This window comes from Streptomyces sp. NPDC059443, assembly GCF_042750105.1.
Lineage (GTDB): Bacteria > Actinomycetota > Actinomycetes > Streptomycetales > Streptomycetaceae > Streptomyces.
This window is the reverse complement of sequence record NZ_JBHYVM010000001.1, coordinates 175,793-193,259: the sequence shown is the minus strand read 5'-3', so window position 1 is coordinate 193,259 and position 17,467 is coordinate 175,793. Positions and strand designations below refer to the sequence as shown.

16 protein-coding genes are annotated in these 17,467 nt (G+C 71.2%); 11 read left to right on the top strand and 5 right to left on the bottom strand.

What is annotated here, in order from left to right; all coding sequences use genetic code 11:
- Positions 1 to 38: 38 nt before the first annotated feature.
- The gene (locus tag ACFXDJ_RS00855) at positions 39 to 323 is read right to left on the bottom strand and encodes a hypothetical protein (RefSeq protein ID WP_384651288.1); all 285 of its coding nucleotides are present in this window, start codon (positions 321 to 323) and stop codon (positions 39 to 41) included.
- Positions 324 to 837: 514 nt separating this feature from the next.
- Positions 838 to 1,560: a bifunctional DNA primase/polymerase gene (locus ACFXDJ_RS00850; RefSeq protein WP_384847433.1), complete on the bottom strand. Its 723-nt coding sequence runs from the start codon at positions 1,558 to 1,560 to the stop codon at positions 838 to 840.
- Positions 1,561 to 2,029: 469 nt separating this feature from the next.
- On the opposite strand from ACFXDJ_RS00850, the gene ACFXDJ_RS00845 reads away from it, so the two are divergent.
- Together ACFXDJ_RS00845 and ACFXDJ_RS00840 are read left to right on the top strand one after the other, a co-directional pair.
- Positions 2,030 to 3,568 carry a PP2C family protein-serine/threonine phosphatase gene (locus ACFXDJ_RS00845; RefSeq protein WP_384651303.1) on the top strand — a complete coding sequence of 513 codons (1,539 nt, stop codon included), beginning with the start codon at positions 2,030 to 2,032 and terminating at the stop codon, positions 3,566 to 3,568.
- A gap of 91 nt (positions 3,569 to 3,659) precedes the next feature.
- Positions 3,660 to 5,126 (top strand): aminopeptidase P family protein, encoded by a 1,467-nt coding sequence (locus tag ACFXDJ_RS00840; protein ID WP_384651291.1) that lies wholly within the window; start codon positions 3,660 to 3,662, stop codon positions 5,124 to 5,126.
- A 136-nt stretch (positions 5,127 to 5,262) separates the two neighbouring features.
- Here the strand turns inward: ACFXDJ_RS00840 and ACFXDJ_RS00835 are convergent, their stop codons facing one another.
- A complete protein-coding gene (locus ACFXDJ_RS00835) occupies positions 5,263 to 5,721 on the bottom strand; it encodes an ATP-binding protein (RefSeq protein WP_384651293.1) in 459 nt (152 codons plus the stop codon).
- A 204-nt stretch (positions 5,722 to 5,925) separates the two neighbouring features.
- Between ACFXDJ_RS00835 and ACFXDJ_RS00830 the strand changes: the two genes are divergently transcribed.
- From ACFXDJ_RS00830 to ACFXDJ_RS00790, 9 genes are all read left to right on the top strand, one after another.
- The gene (locus tag ACFXDJ_RS00830; RefSeq protein ID WP_384651295.1) at positions 5,926 to 6,753 is read left to right on the top strand and encodes a hypothetical protein; all 828 of its coding nucleotides are present in this window, start codon (positions 5,926 to 5,928) and stop codon (positions 6,751 to 6,753) included.
- A 110-nt stretch (positions 6,754 to 6,863) separates the two neighbouring features.
- The gene (locus ACFXDJ_RS00825; RefSeq protein WP_384651297.1) at positions 6,864 to 7,580 is read left to right on the top strand and encodes a YcnI family protein; all 717 of its coding nucleotides are present in this window, start codon (positions 6,864 to 6,866) and stop codon (positions 7,578 to 7,580) included.
- Positions 7,581 to 7,714: 134 nt separating this feature from the next.
- Positions 7,715 to 8,368, top strand: a complete 654-nt coding sequence (locus tag ACFXDJ_RS00820) for an SCO family protein (RefSeq protein ID WP_384651036.1) — start codon at positions 7,715 to 7,717, stop codon at positions 8,366 to 8,368.
- Entirely contained in the window at positions 8,365 to 8,868 is a 504-nt protein-coding gene (locus tag ACFXDJ_RS00815; RefSeq protein WP_384651038.1) for a copper chaperone PCu(A)C, read from the top strand. Before ACFXDJ_RS00820 ends, ACFXDJ_RS00815 begins: the two co-directional genes overlap by 4 nt.
- Positions 8,869 to 8,890: 22 nt before the next feature.
- Positions 8,891 to 10,909 carry a copper resistance protein CopC gene (locus ACFXDJ_RS00810; protein WP_384651040.1) on the top strand — a complete coding sequence of 673 codons (2,019 nt, stop codon included), beginning with the start codon at positions 8,891 to 8,893 and terminating at the stop codon, positions 10,907 to 10,909.
- A gap of 5 nt (positions 10,910 to 10,914) precedes the next feature.
- Positions 10,915 to 12,213 carry an iron uptake transporter deferrochelatase/peroxidase subunit gene (gene efeB, locus ACFXDJ_RS00805; RefSeq protein WP_384651042.1) on the top strand — a complete coding sequence of 433 codons (1,299 nt, stop codon included), beginning with the start codon at positions 10,915 to 10,917 and terminating at the stop codon, positions 12,211 to 12,213.
- A 41-nt stretch (positions 12,214 to 12,254) separates the two neighbouring features.
- Positions 12,255 to 13,190, top strand: coding sequence for a prephenate dehydratase (gene pheA / locus ACFXDJ_RS00800; RefSeq protein ID WP_384651044.1), 936 nt, complete (start codon positions 12,255 to 12,257; stop codon positions 13,188 to 13,190).
- Between the two features lie 527 nt (positions 13,191 to 13,717).
- Complete coding sequence (gene serS / locus ACFXDJ_RS00795; RefSeq protein ID WP_384651046.1) at positions 13,718 to 14,995, top strand: serine--tRNA ligase; 1,278 nt, start codon at positions 13,718 to 13,720, stop codon at positions 14,993 to 14,995.
- Complete coding sequence (locus ACFXDJ_RS00790; protein ID WP_384651048.1) at positions 14,992 to 15,804, top strand: HAD family hydrolase; 813 nt, start codon at positions 14,992 to 14,994, stop codon at positions 15,802 to 15,804. The genes serS and ACFXDJ_RS00790 overlap by 4 nt, the downstream gene beginning before the upstream one ends.
- A 140-nt stretch (positions 15,805 to 15,944) precedes the next feature.
- On the opposite strand, the gene ACFXDJ_RS00785 is transcribed toward ACFXDJ_RS00790, so the two are convergent.
- Both ACFXDJ_RS00785 and ACFXDJ_RS00780 read right to left on the bottom strand, forming a co-directional pair.
- Positions 15,945 to 16,604 carry a rhomboid-like protein gene (locus tag ACFXDJ_RS00785; protein ID WP_384651050.1) on the bottom strand — a complete coding sequence of 220 codons (660 nt, stop codon included), beginning with the start codon at positions 16,602 to 16,604 and terminating at the stop codon, positions 15,945 to 15,947.
- A 135-nt stretch (positions 16,605 to 16,739) separates the two neighbouring features.
- A complete protein-coding gene (locus ACFXDJ_RS00780; RefSeq protein ID WP_384651052.1) occupies positions 16,740 to 17,459 on the bottom strand; it encodes an ABC transporter permease in 720 nt (239 codons plus the stop codon).
- Positions 17,460 to 17,467 lie beyond the last annotated feature (8 nt).

The following is a 17,467-nucleotide window of genomic DNA, read 5'->3' as shown; positions in this document are numbered from 1 at the left end:
CGTCGCCAGCGACCGGGCCCTTGATTTTCCGGTGACGTTCAACGGTCACCCGGGACCGGTGAGTTGCTCCCGGACCGCAGAAGCAGTGTGCCTTCCGCATCCGGAACTGCAAATTCCGCAACGGCCGAGTAGCCGTCCGCCGTTCCGGCCGAAGGATCTTTCGGCGTCTCGCACAATCCCGGCTCATCGCCCGCGCCGACCGCGCAGCGGATCTGCACCGTCCGCCCGGCGGGCCCCATCAGCGTGAGCACCGCGTCCAGCGGGCGGCCGCTGGTGTTCCGGTAGTAGCTGCGCCCCCAGGTCTGCCCCTCGCCGATCAGCACGCACGTCTGGGCCTCCACGCCTTGGGGGGCGGAGAGTTCGGGTCCGCAGTGCGCGTCCGTACGGGGCTGTTCGGGCGGTCCCGGCCGGGCGGACGTCGGCGCGGAGGCGGCTCCGGGCGCGGCTCCGGAGGCGGCTCCGGGCGCGGCTCCGGAGGCGGCTCCGGGCGCGTGCCCGGACGCGTGTGGACGGGAGCGGCCGGAATCGGAACCACCGCCGGAATCGGAAGAGTCGCCGAGGCCGAAGGTGGAGAGCAGCCCGCCGCCTTTTCCGTCACTCCGACCGGCGAAATCCGGCCCGGCGATCGCTCCCGCGAGTGGAAGCGACAAGATGATCAACACACCGGCGCCGATACCGATCAGGCGGAGATTCATTCGCCGAAGATAGCGACGCGGGAATGGGGCGCAGAGATCCCCGCGCCCAATTCCCTTGGAAACTCGTCGCGCTGGCACCCGTACGAGTGATCCGCGGGCGCCCGGTGCACCCGGTGCGGCCGGTACGCCCCGCGCGCCGGCGTCAGTACGCGAGCCTGCTGCCGCCGCCGGGGGCCCCGCTGCTCGCCTCGACCAGCGCGTCCACGACCGCCTCCACCTCCGGCAGCCAGAGCTCCCGGCCTGCGGCTGCGCCGGAGCCCTCGACACCGTCCGGCTCGCGCTCCCAGCGCACTTGGCCGCCGCCGATCGCGGCGGAGGGCGGCAGCAGCAAGTAGCCGCCCTCGCCGTGGAATCGCAGCGAGGAGGGCACGTGGTCCTTGGCGTAGAGCAGCTCGCCGAGCCGCTCCAGCGAGTACGGGGCCACGAGCAGCGACCACCGCGTGGGCGTGGCCACGATCGGCCCGAGCCGCATGCCCTGCGCGTCCAGCCGTACGACGGCACGCGCGGCCGCGGCGGCCGGCAGGCTCACCGCACAGGGCGCGGACCCGCCGGTGGCCAGCAGGACCGAGGCGCCGGGCCGGTTGGCCCACCACCAGGCGACCATCCGGGGGTCGGTGGTGGCCGCGAGCAGTCCGGGGTCGAAGGGATGCGCGCCGGGGACGACGCAGTCGGGGTCGGGGCAGGCGCACCGCGCGCTGTCGGCGCCGGAGCGCCCGACGCCGGGCAGTACGGGCCACTGCCAGGTGACGGCGCAGTCGAGCGCCGCGTCGAGGTGGGCCGCCGCATCGTCCTGCGGCGGCGCGGGGCGCAGGGATTGCAAGCGATTGCGGAGCCGCTGGAGACGCCTTCCGAGGATCTCGCGCATGAGCGCTCGTTCCTTTCCGTTGAACGCCGAGGGCCACATCACACCATGTAAGCGGTGTTTCACCACACGTACACGTTTCGCGTCACTGTCCGCCAGAAGCAGGTTCACACGGTTCGTGCAGTTTTCTTACGGGTCCATGAAACGTCCGGCATGGGCGGAACGCGACCCGTGCCGACGCCGGAACGGCTGCCGTCGATGGGGACGACGGTCAGTGCCGGGCGGTTCCCGGCGGGTGCCGGGCTGCGCCAACTGTCCCCGCGCGCCACCGATTACGTACCCGGACCGACCTGCGGACCCGCCCAGTCGACCGCAAAAACCGTCTGCTTCCCCCATTTTCCGGCCAAGTTCTAGCCCCGACCGGACAGTGAGTTGCCGTCCCACGGACACCAGGATTCCCACAGGGGCAATGCTGGACATCGCTCCTCGTGTGCGTGTAGATGTGGATTCATAGAAGGCGGCGCAGCATGATCTGGGGGTTTGCGATGCTAAATGGCGAATCGCACCAGCTGGAAAGGCGGACGCCATGAGCGCCCCGCATTTGCCGAAAGTGGCTGGAATCGATCCAGCAGTTACAGCGTCCCCGCACACTGTGGCGCCCACACCCACGTCCACCACCCCGTCCACGCCCGCTCGCACGGCCCACGCCCCGGCGCAGGCCTCCGCCGCGAGCTCGGTGATCCAGGACCGCCTGGCGGGCATGGTCTCCGACCTCACCACCCTCCACGAACTCACCGAGCGGCTCGCCCGCGCCAGTGACCTCGGCTCCTCCCTCCAGGAGTTCCTGCGCGCCGGAGCCGCCCTGGTCGGCGCCCGCCGCGGCCTGGTCGCCCTGGAGCCGTCCGACGGGCTCGGCCCCACCACCACGATCGGCCTCGGCCTCGGCCGCGCCGACCTCGGCCACATCGAGACGGTGCCGCGCAGCGCCACCTCGTACGGCCGCATCCTCGACGGGTTGCCCGACGCCCACGGCGGCTCCGAGGTGCTCCCCGAACCGGGCATGACCTCCGTCCCCGGCTCCGGCGGGTACGCCACCCCCGTCGACCCCCGCCACCGCGAGGTCGCCGCCCGCCTCGGCTACGCGGCCAGCTACACGCTGCCGCTGACCGCCGAGGCCACCGGCCGGCTCGGCGCGGCCGTCTGGCTCTACGACGAGCAGGCCGAGCCCAGCGACCGCCAGCGCGACCTGGCCGGGCTGTACGTACGGCACGCCTCCGAGCACCTGGCCCGGATGCTGGAGGTGGAGCGCTCCCGCTCCGACCTGGCCACCGTCTCCGAGGAGCTGCTGCCCAGCAGGCTGCCCCGCGTCTCCGGGGTCCAGCTCGCCGCCCGCCACCACACCGGCCCGCGCGGCGGCGGCGACTGGTTCGACGCCCTGCCGCTGCCCGAAGGCGCCCTCGGGCTGGCCGTCGGCTCGGTCACCGGCTCCGGCCCGAGCGCCGTCGCCGCGATGGGGCGGCTGCGGGCCTCGCTGCGCGCGTACGCCGTCATGGAGGGCGAGGACCCCGTCGCGGTCCTCTCCGACCTGGAACTGCTGCTGCGCCTGACCGAGCCCGCGCGCTCGGCCACCGCGCTCTTCGCCTACTGCGAGCCCGCCGGGACCTCCCCCTCGGGCGGTCCGGGACGCAAGATCATCCTGGCCGGGGCCGGGCACACCCCGCCGCTGCTGATCGGCGAACGGCGCACCGAGTACGTGGAGACCACGCTCTCCGCGCCGCTGGGGATGCTGTCCTGCTGGGAGGCGCCGAGCGTGGAGATCGAGCCCGCGCCCGGAGAAACGGTGCTTCTTTACACCGACGGGCTGCTGCGGCGGACCGGCGACCCGATGGACCGCGCGTACGCGAGGCTGCACGCCGCGGCCGCGGGAATCCCCCGTAGCGCCCGTGAGGACCCGGCCGCGATCTGCGACCACATCCTGCGGACGGTACTGCCGGAGGGGGGCCCGTCCGACGGTGCTCCGCTCGCGGACACGGACGAGGACATCGTCCTGCTCGCGGCCCGGTTTGACTGATTTGTCACACGGCTCGTCGGCTGCCTTCCGCTCACACATACGATGGCTGAGGTCCGTACCCGGTCCGTGTCCGTCGTACTGAGGAGAAGACGTGGCTGACGAGCTCACCCCGGAGACCCCGGAAGAAGAGCAGCCCCAGAAGAAGCACAAGCAGCGCAAGAACGGGCTGTACCCGGGCGTCAGCGAGGAACTCGCGGAGAGCATGCGCACCGGCTGGGCCGACACCGAGCTGCACGGACTGGAGCCGATCGCCCAGGCCGCGCACACCGCCACCCGCCGCGCCGCGCTGTCCGCGCGCTTCCCCGGCGAGCGCCTCATCGTCCCCGCCGGCCGGCTGAAGACCCGCTCGAACGACACGGAGTACCCCTTCCGTGCCTCGACCGAGTACGCGTACCTCACCGGTGACCAGACCGAGAACGGCGTCCTGGTCCTGGAGCCCGCGGGGGAGACCGGCCACCACGCCACCGTCTACCTGCTGCCCCGCTCCGACCGCGAGAACGGCGAGTTCTGGCTGTCCGGCAGCGGCGAGCTGTGGGTCGGCCGCCGCCACTCCCTCGCCGAGGCCGAGCAGCTCCTGGGCATCCCCGCCAAGGACGTGCGCAAGCTCGCCGAGGAGCTGACCGAGGCCGAGGGCCCGGTCCGCAACGTGCGCGGCCACGACTCCGTCATCGAAGCGGCCCTGACCGACAAGGTCACCAAGGAGCGCGACGAGGAGCTGCGCGTCTACCTCTCCGAGGCCCGCGCCGTGAAGGACGCCTTCGAGATCGGCGAGCTGCAGAAGGCCGTCGACTCCACCGTCCGCGGCTTCGAGGACGTCGTGAAGGTGCTCGACAAGGCCGAGGCCACCTCCGAGCGCTACATCGAGGGCACCTTCTTCCTGCGCGCCCGCGTCGAGGGCAACGACGTCGGCTACGGCTCCATCTGCGCCGCCGGCCCGCACGCCTGCACCCTGCATTGGGTCCGCAACGACGGCGACGTCCGCTCCGGCGACCTGCTGCTGCTCGACGCCGGTGTGGAGACCCACTCCCTCTACACCGCCGACGTCACGCGCACTCTGCCGATCAGCGGCACGTACACCGACATCCAGCGCAAGATCTACGACGCGGTCTACGAGTCCCAGGAAGCCGGCATCGCCGCCGTCAAGCCGGGTGCGAAGTTCCGCGACTTCCACGACGCCTCGCAGCACGTGCTCGCCGAGAAGCTCGTCGAGTGGGGTCTGCTGGAGGGCCCGGTCGAGCGTGTCCTGGAGCTCGGCCTGCAGCGCCGCTGGACCCTGCACGGCACCGGTCACATGCTCGGCATGGACGTCCACGACTGCGCCGCCGCGCGCGTCGAGGCGTATGTGGCCGGGACGCTGGAGCCGGGCATGTGCCTCACCGTCGAGCCCGGTCTGTACTTCCAGGCCGACGACCTGACGGTGCCGGAGGAGTACCGCGGCATCGGCGTCCGGATCGAGGACGACATCCTCGTCACCGAGGACGGCAACAGGAACCTGTCGGCCGGTCTGCCCCGCACCTCCGACGACGTCGAGGCGTGGATGGCGCGGCTCAAGGGCTGACGGCTCTCGGGCCGCCGGCTCTGGGGCTGACGGCTCTCGGGCCGCCGGCTCTGGGGCTGACGGCTCTTGGGCCAACGCCGCCGCTCGTGCGTGCCGATGGGCGGGATCCTCTCCGGGGTCCCGCCCATCGGCGCGTCTAGGACACCTTCAGCAGCGAGTCGTCCCGCCACTTCAGCATCTTGTCGAAGCTCACCACGGCCCCCCGGCCCGGCCGGTTGCGGAAGCGGACGTGGTCGGCGAGTTCCGCGATCAGGTGCAGGCCCCGGCCGTGCTCGGCCAGGGAGGGTCTGCGGCGGGCCACCGTCGAGGGCGGGAACCCCGGGCCCGAATCGCTCACCTCGATGCTGCACCGGTCCCCGTCCAGGTAGGCCGTGACGTGGTACGCCCCGGCCTCCTCCGGAGCGGAGCCGCGCGGCGTGGCTCCGCAGCCGCCGTGCTCCACCGCGTTCGCACATGCCTCGCTCAGCGCCACCGAGAGGTCGAAGGAGATGTCCGGGTCCACCCCCGCGGTCTCCATCGCCCCCAGCAGCAGCCGCCTGGCAAGGGGCACGCTCGCCGCTTCACGCCTCAAGTGGAGAGACCACCAGATGCTCATACGGTTACCTATTGCCGCCCGCGGCGGGGCGTAAGCCCCCGAGGGCCGGGAGAGCCCTCATTCGGCCGATGTGACGCTCCCGGGCGGCGGTGTATGCGGAGGCGTATGCGGAGGTATGACCGGACGTGGCCGCGCCGGAACCCGAAGCAACCTGGGCACCTCGCCGTATGAAGCGCCTAAGCCCAGTGCGATGATGGCCCGGTCATGACTGCCCCCCACGCGACGCAGGCCGGACCCGGCCTCAGGCTGATCCGGACCGCGGTGTTCACCGCGGTCTGCGTCGCGCTGTCCGCGGCCGGACACGCACTGGCCTCCTGCGCCACGGTGCCCTGGTGGGCCCTCTGCGCGGGTTTCCTCGCCGTCTTCGCGGTCGCGGCCCCGCTCGCGGGACGCCGCCGCTCGCTCCCCGGCATCGCCGCCGGACTGGCCACCGGACAGCTCGCACTGCACGCGCTGTTCGGCCTCGGCCAGCACGGCGCCGCGGCCCCGGCGGCCGACACGGCCTCTTACGACACCTCGCTCGCGGCGCTCGCCGCGCAGCTGGTGTGCGGGGGCAATACCGCCCCGCTCAGCCCGGCCGACGCCCGGCGGATCTGGGAGAGTGCCGGACTCGACCCGTCGGCCATGGACGCCCAGGCCCAGGCCCAGGCCCAGGTCCACATGACGCACGCGCACATGGGGCAGGGCCTCGCGGAGCCGGCCACCGGGCTGCTCAGTCCGGGCATGATGCTCGGTCACCTGCTGGCCGCGCTGGCCGCCGGCTGGCTGCTCGGCCGCGGCGACGCCGCGCTGTTCCGGCTCCTCGAACTGTCCCGGCTCGCCGCGCTCTCCGCCGAAGCCGACCCGGTGCGCCCGCTGCGTGCCGCGCTGGCCTACGTACGAGCCCTCGGCGCCGGGCTCCCGGGCACGCCGGCCCGTACCCCCCGGGCCGCCGGGACCGCCGCGGACCCCGCCGTTTCCACCGGCCGGGACGCGCTCCAGCACACGGTGATCAGGCGCGGGCCGCCCACGGCGTTCGCCCTCGCAGCCTGACGCGGCACTCCTCCTCCCCGGATCACCCGACGGGAGCACCGGTGCCGCGAACTCCGTGCGCGCCGCGCGCGGAGCCACCGTCACCACAGCTTCCGTGGAGTGTTTCTGCCATGAAGACCTCTCGTGTCTCCTTCGCCGCCGCCCTCGCCGCCGGTGCCGTCCTCCTCCTCTCCGGGACCGCCTTCGCCCACGTCGGCGTGCAGCCCGGCGAGGCCACCAAGGGCGGCTACGCGACGATCAACTTCAAGGTCCCCAACGAGCGCGACAACGCCTCGACCACTCAGCTCGAGGTCAACTTCCCGGCCGACCAGCCGCTGTCGTCCGTCATGCCGCAGGACATCCCCGGCTGGACCGTGACCGTCGAGAAGACCAAGCTCGACAAGCCGCTCACCGTGCACGGCAAGCAGATCAACGAGGCCGTCACCAAGGTGACCTGGTCGGGCGGCAAGATCGAGTCCGGCAAGTTCCAGCAGTTCCCGCTGTCCATCGGCAAGCTGCCCGACAACGCAGACAAGATGGTCTTCAAGGCGATCCAGACGTACGACAACGGCGAGGTCGTCCGCTGGATCGAAGAGGCCAAGGACGGCGCGGCGGAGCCGGCCAACCCGGCCCCTGTCCTGAAGCTGACCGCCGCCCCGGCGGCGGGGGCGGACGACCACCACGACGACGACGGCGGCAAGAACGGCGCCGCGGCCGACAAGATGGACCACACCGAGGCCGCCAAGAGCGGCTCCGACACGACCGCGCGTGCCCTCGGCATCGCCGGCATCGTGATCGGCCTCGGCGGCGTGGCCTTCGGCGTCGCCTCGCGCCGCCGCACCTCCTGACCTGCCGCACCGGCGTATCGACGTACTGACGTACCGACGTGCCGACGTACCGATCCCGTGTGTCCGGCCGGGCCGTCACGGCCCGGCCGCTACCACTGATCCACCCGTACAAACCCGATCACAGGGACATTCCCATGCGCACCACACGTGCGACGGCCGCCGCCCTTCTGGCGGTGGCCGCCCTCACCCTGACCGCCTGCGGTGGTGAGCCGGCCAAGACCGGCAAGATCACCCAGATCAGCGGAGGCCAGGCGAAAGCCGGTGCCGCGACCGTGCTCGACCGCCCCTTCGACAAGCCGGACGTCGTCCTGACGGACACCACCGGCAAGCCGTGGAACCTGCGCGAGCAGACCAAGGGCAAGCCGACGCTCATCTACTTCGGCTACACCCACTGCCCCGACGTGTGTCCCCTGACGATGAGCAACATCGCCGTCGCCAAGAAGGCACTCCCCAAGGCCGACCAGGACAAGCTCCAGGTCGTCTTCGTCACCACCGACCCCGAACGGGACACTCCCGAATCCCTCGGCGCGTGGCTCAAGGCCCAGGACCCGGCGTTCATCGGGCTCACCGGGGAGTTCGCCACCATCCAGGCCGCCGCGCGCACCCTCGGCATCGGCATCGAGGCCGCCACGAAGGACGCCAAGGGCAACGTCGTCTCCATGCACGGCGCCCAGGTCATCGCGTTCTCTCCGAAGAACGACGAGGGCTACCTCCTCTACGGGGAGTCCGCCACCGTCGATGACTACACCAAGGACCTGCCGAAGATCATCAAGGGAGAGAACCCGTGAACGCCCGCACCACCCGCACCCTCGCCACCGCCCTCTCCCTGACGGCAGCGCTCGCCATATCCGGCTGTTCCTCGGACTCCAAGGACTCGGCCGGCTCCGCCTCTGCCGACTCCGCCGCCAAGCCGAAGCTGACGGTCAGCGGCGGCTACATGCCCGAGCCCGTGAACGACCAGATGGCCGGTGCGTTCATGGTCATCAAGAACGGCTCCAAGACCGCCGACAAGCTGACCGGCGTCACGAGCACGCTCTCCGACGATCTGCAGATCCACGAGACCAAGGATCAGAAGATGCAGCAGGTGCAGTCCATGGACGTGCCCGCGAACGGTGAGCTCAAGCTGGAACGCGGCGGCAACCACGTCATGTTCATGGGCCTGAAGAACACCCCCAAGGTCGGCGACAAGGTCACCGTAGAGCTGCGCTTCGAGAAGGCCGACCCGGTGAAGGTCGAGCTGGACGTCAAGGAGCGTACGTACAAGGCACCGACCTCCAACGACCACTGACGGACCGAGGGACTGACACGCCATGACGGCCACCGCCCCCGCCCCATCCGCGGCCCGCGTCCGCGCCACGGCGCTCCTGCCGCGGCTCACGCTGGTCCTCGCAGCCCTGCTGGCGGCCCTGTTCACCGCGGCCGCCCCGGCCTCGGCGCACGCCGCACTGACCGCGAGCGACCCCAAGGACGGGGCGGTGGTCGCCACGGCGCCCGCCCAGGTCACCCTCTCGTTCTCGGAAGGGGTCGCCATGAACGGCGATTCCATCCGCGTACTGGACCCGCAGGGCAAGCGCGTCGACACCGGTGAACTGCGCGACCTCTGCAGCGGGAACGTCATCCGCTACGGCACCGCCCTGCGCCCCGGGCAGCCCGAAGGCACCTACACCGTGGCCTGGCAGGCCATATCGGCGGACAGCCATCCTGTCTCCGGCGCCTTCACCTTCTCCATCGGAGCCCCCTCCCAGACCTCCGTGAAACTGCCCGCGCAGACCGTGGGCGACGGGCCCGTCGCCATCGCCTACGACGTCGCGCGCTACACCGCCTACGCCGGGTTCGCCGTGCTCGTCGGCGGCGCGGGCTTCATCCTGATCTGCTGGCGCCGGGGCGCCGCCGAGCGGCCGATGCAGAAGCTGGTCGTACGGGCCTGGGTCACGCTCACCGTGGCCACCCTCGCGATGCTGTTGCTCCGCAACCCCTACACGGGGTCCGGGAACTTCGCCGACGTCTTCGACCTCGCCGGGCTGAAGGCAGTCCTGGAGACCAAGTCCGGCGCCTCCCTCGTCTCGCGGCTGCTCCTCCTCGGCGCCGCCGCGCTCTTCATCGCCGTCCTGTTCGGCGCCTACGCACGGCGCCACCAGAGCGGCGGTGCCGGTAGTAGCGGCAAGGGCTCCGCCGGCACCACGGATGAGGACGCCGACGGGGAGAGCGACCTCCTCTTCGGCCTCGCCATCGGCGGGACCGTGGTCGCCGCCGGCATCGCCGCCACCTGGGCGCTGGCCGAGCACGCTTCCACCGGCATCCAGCCCGGCCTCGCGATGCCCGTGGACATCGTGCACCTGCTGGCCGTGGCCACCTGGCTCGGCGGACTCACCGCGCTGCTCGTCGCCCTCCACAAGGTCCCGGGGATCGAGCGCGAGGCCATCCGGCGCTTCTCCGCCGTCGCCTTCGTCAGCGTTCTCGTGCTCGCCACCACCGGTACCTACCAGGCCTGGCGCCAGGTCGGCAGCTGGTCCGCCCTCACCGGGACTTCCTACGGGCAGCTCCTGCTCGTCAAGCTGGGCCTCATCGGCGTTCTCGTCGGGATCGCCTCCGTCTCCCGGAAGTGGACCTCGCGGCTCGGCGAGGCGGCCCCGGCCGGGAAGCCGGTCAAGGCCGAGGCGAAGGTCGTGGCAAAGGCTGAGGCAAAGGCCGTCGCACAGGGCGATGTTTCACGTGAAACATCGACCACGTCTGCCTCAGGCTCGGCTTCCGCCGATCCCAAGCGCGCCGCCCAGCTCGCCCGCCAGGGCGCCGCCCGGCGCACCGCGCAGGAGAAGCAAGCACGCGACGCCGACCCGGACCGCGCGGGCCTGCGCCGGTCCGTGCTCGCCGAGGCGGGGGTCGCCGTTGTCCTGCTGGCCGTCACCACCATCCTCACCAGCACCGAGCCCGGCCGCGCCGCCGAGCTGGAGACGAGCCGCGGTTCCAGCGCCGCCGCCGTTCCCGACCGCGCGATCAAGATCACCCTGCCGTACGACACGGGCGGCCAGAACGGCAAGGGCTCGGTCCGGCTCCAGCTGGACCCGGGCCGCGTCGGCGCGAACACCCTCCACGTGTGGGCCGAGACCCCCGACGGCCAGCCGGTGGACCTTCCCGAGGTCAAGGTCTCCTTCACCCTCGCGGCCAAGGACATCGGCCCGCTGCCCGTCGTCCCCGAACGCGCCGCCCCCGGACACTGGACCGCGTCGGGCGTCCAGCTTCCGCTGGCCGGCGACTGGCGGATCGACGTGACCGTCCGCACCTCCGACATCGACCAGACGACCGTCCAGAAGAACGTCAAGATCGGCTGATCAGCGTGACCCAGAACAGCGAGACCACCGAGAGCACCACGGGCAGTCCCGACATCGAGATCTCCCGGCGCCGCCTGCTGGGCACCGTCGGCGCCGCGGGCGCCGCCGGACTCGCGCTCGGCGCCACCGGCGGAGCGCTCGTGCACTCCGCGGTGGCCGGCAACGGGACGGCCGGCTCCGGGGGCGCCCCGGGCAGCCTCGCCTCCCTCGGCTCCACCCGCGTCGCCTTCGACGGGGACCACCAGGCCGGCATCACCACGCCCCTCCAGGCCAAGGGCCACGTCCTCGCCTTCGATCTGGCGCCGGGCGCCGGCCGCACCGAGGCCGCCGCCCTGATGCGCCGCTGGTCCGACACCGCCCGGCGGCTGACCGCCGGAGAGGCCGCGCCGACCGCCGACACCGGGATCGCCCTCGACGCCGGACCGTCCTCCCTCACCGTCACCTTCGGCTTCGGCCACTCCTTCTTCGACCGCACCGGCCTCACCGCCCGGCGCCCCGCCGCCCTCGACCCGCTGCCGGACTTCTCCTCGGACCGGCTCGACGCCCAGCGCAGCAACGGCGACCTGTGGGTCCAGATCGGCGCCGACGACGGGCTGGTCGCCTTCCACGCGCTGCGGGCCCTGCAGAAGGACGCCGGGGACGCCGCCCGTCTGCGCTGGCAGATGAACGGCTTCAACCGCTCGCCCGGCGCCACCGGCACCCCCATGACCGCACGCAACCTCATGGGCCAGGTCGACGGCACGAACAACCCGAAGCCCGCCGAAGCCGATTTCGACAAGCGGATCTTCGTCCAGGGCACGGTGCCCACCGAGCACTCCTGGATGGTGGGGGGCTCGTACGCCGTCGTCCGCCGCATCCGCATGCTCCTCGACCACTGGGACGAGCAGTCGGTCGCCCAGCAGGAGCAGGTCATCGGCCGTACGAAGGCCACCGGCGCCCCGCTGACCGGGGGCAAGGAGAGCACCCCCATGGACCTCGGCAAGTTCGGGGCCGACGGCAAGCCGGTCATCCCCACCAACGCCCACGCGCGGATCTCGGCCCCCGCGCAGAACGGCGGGGCCGCCATGCTCCGGCGCCCCTTCTCCTTCCACGACGGGACGGCTCCCGACGGGACCCCCGACGCGGGGCTCCTCTTCATCTGCTGGCAGGCCGACCCGGCGCGCGGTTTCGTCCCCGTCCAGCGCAAGCTCGACCGGGGCGACGCCCTGTCGGAGTTCATCCGGCACGAGTCCAGCGGCCTGTACGCGGTCCCGCCCGGCGCCCGCGCCGGGGAGTACGTGGGACAGCGGCTGCTCGAAGGATGAACAGCTCTGTGGCGTCGCGGGACCGGCACTAGGCTGATCGCATGTCGGCCACCCGCTTCACCTATCTCGGTCCCGAGGGCACCTTCACCGAAGCCGCCCTTCGCACCCTGCCCGAAGCCGCGACCCGGGAGCTCGTCCCGATGGTCTCGGTCCCGGCCGCCCTGGACGCCGTACGCAACGGCGAGGCCGCGGCGGCGCTGGTCCCGATCGAGAACTCGGTGGAGGGCGGGGTCACCTCGACCCTCGACGAGCTGGCCTCGGGCGAACCGCTGATGATCTACCGCGAGGTGCTGCTCCCGATCGCGTTCGCGCTGCTGGTCCGGCCGGGGACCAAGCTGTCGGACGTCAAGACCGTCACCGGGCACCCGGTGGCCCAGCCCCAGGTACGCAACTGGCTGCGGGCGAACCTGCCCGACGCGGTGTGGGAGTCGGCCGCCTCCAATGCCGACGGGGCTCGGCTGGTCCAGGAAGGCCGCTTCGACGCCGCCTTCGCGGGCGAGTTCGCGGCCGCCACCTACGGGCTGGTCCCGCTGGTCACCGAGATCCATGACGCGGAGAACGCGGAGACCCGCTTCGTGCTGGTCGGCCGCCCCGCCCGGCCGGCCGCGCCGACCGGCGCCGACAAGACCTCCGTCGTGCTGTGGATGGGCGACGACCGCCCCGGTGCGCTGCTGGAGCTGCTCCAGGAGTTCGCCGTTCGCGGGGTGAACCTGATGCTGATCCAGTCCCGGCCGACGGGCGAGGGCATCGGCAACTACTGCTTCGCCGTGGACGCCGAGGGCCACATTTCCGACCGCCGGGTCGGAGAGGCGCTCATGGGCCTCAAGCGCACCTGCCCGCAGATCCGCTTCCTCGGCTCGTATCCGCGCGCCGGTGTCGCTCAGGGTGATGTGCGTGCGACCCGGCCGGGGACCTCGGACGGCGATTTCACGGCTGCCTCGGACTGGCTGACCCGTTGCCTCGACGGGCGCCCGTAGCGCTCTGTCCACTGTCCACAGAGTTATCCACAGGCAGAGATGCAGACCTGGGGACAAGTCGACAGAGTGGCACGACAAGGTCGACAAATCGGTCGGGTGGCCCAGGTTTCGCGCTGGGGAGCGGAAGGTGAACGGCGTCACCCCCGCATCACCGATCAACTCTTTGGGGCGAGCCATTCCCACCCGAATGAGTGTGTGAGGGTGGTTTGAACCCTGATTGAGCCTGCTCGCTCCACGGTCAGGATTGATCTATTCCTGTGTCCACAGATGCGGCACACAGCCTGTGGATAAGCCGGTGCGGCGGGGAATTCCTGTGGACAAGGAACAGCCTCCGGCCCTGCTCAGGGGCTGCCCGATCGCGGCCGCCCTGCCCCTTTTTGGAGAATGGGGCCGCTTTTATCGACCCCGGAGGAAGGATCACTTCCGGCCGACCGTCGAAAGTTTTCCATTCGCGGCAATTGGGACATAGCGACACGCAGCGTGATATCGGTGCGGTGCCCCGAAGCCCGGCCCGGTAGCCTGGAGGGGTGATTGACCTCCGGCTGCTCCGTGAAGACCCTGACCGTGTCCGCGCCTCGCAGCGCGCCCGTGGAGAGGACGTCGCGCTCGTCGACGCACTGCTCTCCGCCGACGAGCGCCGCAGGTCCTCCGGCATGCGATTCGACGAACTGCGCAATGAGCAGAAGTCGCTCGGCAAGCTCATTCCCAAGGCCTCCCCGGAGGAGCGGACCGAGCTGCTGAAGAAGGCCGATCAGCTCAAGCAGGACGTCAAGGCGGCCGAAGCCGAGCAGAACGAGGCGGACGAAGCCGCCAAGACGCTGCTCCTCCAGCTCGGCAACATCGTCCACGAGGACGTGCCCGTCGGCGGCGAAGAGGACTTCACCGTCCTGGAGACGCACGGCACCATCCGCGACTTCGGCGCCGAGGGCTTCGAGCCCAAGGACCACCTGGAGCTCGGCGAGTCCCTGGGCGCCATCGACGTCGAGCGCGGCGCCAAGGTCTCCGGATCGCGCTTCTACTACCTCACCGGTGTCGGCGCCCTGCTGGAGCTCGCGCTCGTCAACGCCGCCATCGCGCAGGCCACCGAGGCCGGCTTCATCCCGATGCTCACCCCCGCGCTGGTCCGCCCGCGCGCCATGGAGGGCACCGGCTTCCTCGGCCAGGCCGCGGAGAACGTGTACCACCTGGAGGGCGACGACCTCTACCTGGTCGGCACCTCCGAGGTCCCGCTCGCCGCGTACCACATGGACGAGATCATCGACGTGGACAAGCTGCCGCTGCGCTACGCCGGCTTCTCCCCGTGCTTCCGCCGCGAGGCCGGCACGTACGGCAAGGACACCCGCGGCATCTTCCGCGTCCACCAGTTCGACAAGGTCGAGATGTTCTCGTACGTCGCGCCGGAGGAGGCCGAGGCCGAGCACCAGCGGCTCCTGGAGTGGGAGAAGCAGTGGCTGACCAGCCTCGAGCTGCCCTTCCAGGTGATCGACGTGGCCACCGGCGACCTGGGCTCCTCCGCCTCCCGCAAGTTCGACTGCGAGGCGTGGATCCCCACCCAGGGCAAGTACCGCGAGCTGACCTCCGCCTCGAACTGTGACGGCTTCCAGGCCCGCCGCCTGTCGGTCCGCTACCGCGACGGCAAGAAGACCGCGCCGCTGTCCACGCTGAACGGCACCCTGTGCGCCGTCCCGCGCACGATCGTCGCGATCCTGGAGAACCACCAGCAGGCCGACGGTACGGTCCGGGTGCCCCCGGTGCTCCGTCCCTACCTGGGCGGCCGCGAATTCCTGGAGCCGATCTCCAAGTGAGCACGGCCCCCTTCCCGTACAAGCTCGTCGCGACCGACCTCGACGGCACGCTGCTGCGCGACGACGACACCGTCTCGGAACGCACCCGGGAGGCGCTCGTCGCCGCCGGGGCGGCCGGAGCGGCGCACATCATCGTCACCGGCCGCGCCGTGCCCTGGACCCGGCACGTCCTCGACGACCTGGGATACAAGGGCATCGCGGTCTGCGGACAGGGCGCGCAGGTCTACGACGCGGGCGCGCACCGGCTGCTCACCTCGGTGACGCTCGACCGGAAGCTGGCCGCCCTCGCGCTGGAGAAGATCGAGGCCGAGGTGGGTCCGCTGGCCCTGGCCGCCAGCCGGGACGGGGTCGAGGGAGAAGTCCTGTTCGGCCCCGGCTACCAGGTGCAGGAGGGCCTCCCGGCGGTCTACCTGAAAGACACCGCCGAGGTCTGGACGGCTCCGCTGAACAAGCTGTACATCCAGCACCCCGAGCTGGACGAGGACAGTCTCGTCGAGGTGGCCCGGCAGACCGTGGGCGATCTGGTCGGCATCGTCATGGCCGGGCCGGGCATCGTGGAGATCCTGCCGCTGGGACTGAGCAAGGCCACCGGCCTCTCGCTGGCGGCGCGCCGGCTGGGGGTGAAGGCGGCCGAGACGATCGCCTTCGGCGACATGCCCAACGACATACCGATGTTCGGCTGGGCCGCGCACGGGGTGGCCATGGCCAACGCCCACGTGGAGCTGAAGGCGGTCGCCGACGAGGTGACCACCTCCAACGAGCAGGACGGCATCGCGGTCGTCCTGGAGCGTCTGCTGGGCGCCGCCTAGCCAAGTAGCAATACGGAAAGGTCCGGAACGGCCCGCGCCGTCAGGCGCGCTCGAAGTGGCTGTTCCGGACCTTCTTGTTGCTCCCCGCACCGCTCACTCTGCCCTCGGCGAAGGTGACGTACCAGCGAATTTCGTCCGGGTCATGTTTCACGTGAAACATGCTCGACCGGGTCACGCGGGTGGGCGCGGCGGGTCAGCGGCCAGGCGAGCAGGCCCACCGACAGGGCGATGGCGTGGCCCAGGTCGGTGAAGGTGCCGCCGGTGGCGAGGGGGAGCCCGAAGAAGGCCACGGAGCCCGCCAGGTAGAACCAGCGCCAGGGGCTGGGGAGGCGGTACGCCAGCACCCCTACGGCGGTCGCGAGCCCGTAGCTGACGCCGATGTCGACGACGTGGACCATGCTGCGCGGGGCCCGGTTGTCCCGGATGGCCATCAGGACGACCTTCTGGCTGATCAGGGTGGCCGTGATGTGGCCGGTCGCGACGATCAGGAGCCACCGCAGGGTGCCGAGCCAGCGTTCCACGTTGGCGTGGAAGATCTCGAAGAGCAGGACGTAGAGGGCGAGCGAGGCCGGGTTCTCGATCCAGAAGGCGCTGCTGAGCAGAGCCCGTATGGGATGCCGGGCGAGCTCGTGGATATTGCTGCTGTTGCGGTGGAGCAGGATGTGTTCGAGGTGGTCGGGCACGAGCACGACGACGATGCTCGTGACGGCGATGATCAGCAACCAGATGTGGGTACCGGGCGCTGCCCGTATCCAGGACCTCACAGGTCTGGACGGCTCGGGCCCGGTGCGCTTGATCATGCCCCGATGATGCCGCGCAAACCTGTGCCCCGCCTGGCCGGTGGGCCGGGCGGGGCACAGGTTTTGCGCGGATTTGGCCACAGGGACCCACACGGACCCTTCGGCGCCATAGCCCCTGCTTTGGCGCCGTGGGTCCTACTCCTCGCCCGCCAGGGTGAGGCGGCGGAGCCGCTGGCCGGCGTAGACGGTGGCGCCGACGGTGACCGCGACGAGCAGGATCACCGCGGTGGGCAGCCCGACGGTGGCGTCCACGTACCCCTCGCCCGCGACCTTCTGTGCGAGGGCGAGCGCCCACTGCTGGACGCTGAGGGTCTTGGCTCCGTCCACCAAGCTGCCGAAGAGGGACTCCCAGATCAGCGCGTAGACGAGGCCGAAGACGACCGCGTGCCGGCTGACGGTGCCCAGCAGCAGGAACAGCGCGCTGTAGGCGACCGAGGCGATGAGGGCGGCGACCGTGTAGGCCACGGCGATCTGCTGGCCGTTGCCGTTGAGGATGAAGCCGGCGATCAGGGTCGGGATCGCGGAGAAGACCATGGTGACGGCGATCGCGACGATCAGCTTGGTCATGATGATCGTCGGGCGCTTCACCGGCTTGGAGAGCAGGTAGACGATCGAGCCGTCGTCGATCTCCGGGCCGATGGCTCCGGTTCCGGCGATGACACCGATCAGCGGGACCATCGTGGCCAGGGCGAATCCGCCGAGGAGGTCGGCGGCGACCTTGTCGTCCAGGCCCGTGAAGGCGCGTACGGCGATGGAAATGACGATCAGCAGGGCGGGCAGCGCGAAGAGGATCAGCGCGCGGCGGCGGCCGAGCAGGGCCCGGTAGGTGAGCCGGGCAACGGTGGGGTTGTACATGGATGCCA

Coding starts and splice junctions, on each gene's coding strand:
- ACFXDJ_RS00850 (WP_384847433.1), bottom strand. CDS start 1,560: ATGCGCGAGATCCTCGGAAGGCGTCTCCAGCGGCTCCGCAATCGCTTG.
- pheA (WP_384651044.1), top strand. CDS start 12,255: ATGTCGGCCACCCGCTTCACCTATCTCGGTCCCGAGGGCACCTTCACC.
- ACFXDJ_RS00835 (WP_384651293.1), bottom strand. CDS start 5,721: ATGAGCATCTGGTGGTCTCTCCACTTGAGGCGTGAAGCGGCGAGCGTG.
- ACFXDJ_RS00780 (WP_384651052.1), bottom strand. CDS start 17,459: ATGTACAACCCCACCGTTGCCCGGCTCACCTACCGGGCCCTGCTCGGC.
- ACFXDJ_RS00785 (WP_384651050.1), bottom strand. CDS start 16,604: ATGATCAAGCGCACCGGGCCCGAGCCGTCCAGACCTGTGAGGTCCTGG.
- ACFXDJ_RS00825 (WP_384651297.1), top strand. CDS start 6,864: ATGAAGACCTCTCGTGTCTCCTTCGCCGCCGCCCTCGCCGCCGGTGCC.
- ACFXDJ_RS00830 (WP_384651295.1), top strand. CDS start 5,926: ATGACTGCCCCCCACGCGACGCAGGCCGGACCCGGCCTCAGGCTGATC.
- ACFXDJ_RS00820 (WP_384651036.1), top strand. CDS start 7,715: ATGCGCACCACACGTGCGACGGCCGCCGCCCTTCTGGCGGTGGCCGCC.
- ACFXDJ_RS00810 (WP_384651040.1), top strand. CDS start 8,891: ATGACGGCCACCGCCCCCGCCCCATCCGCGGCCCGCGTCCGCGCCACG.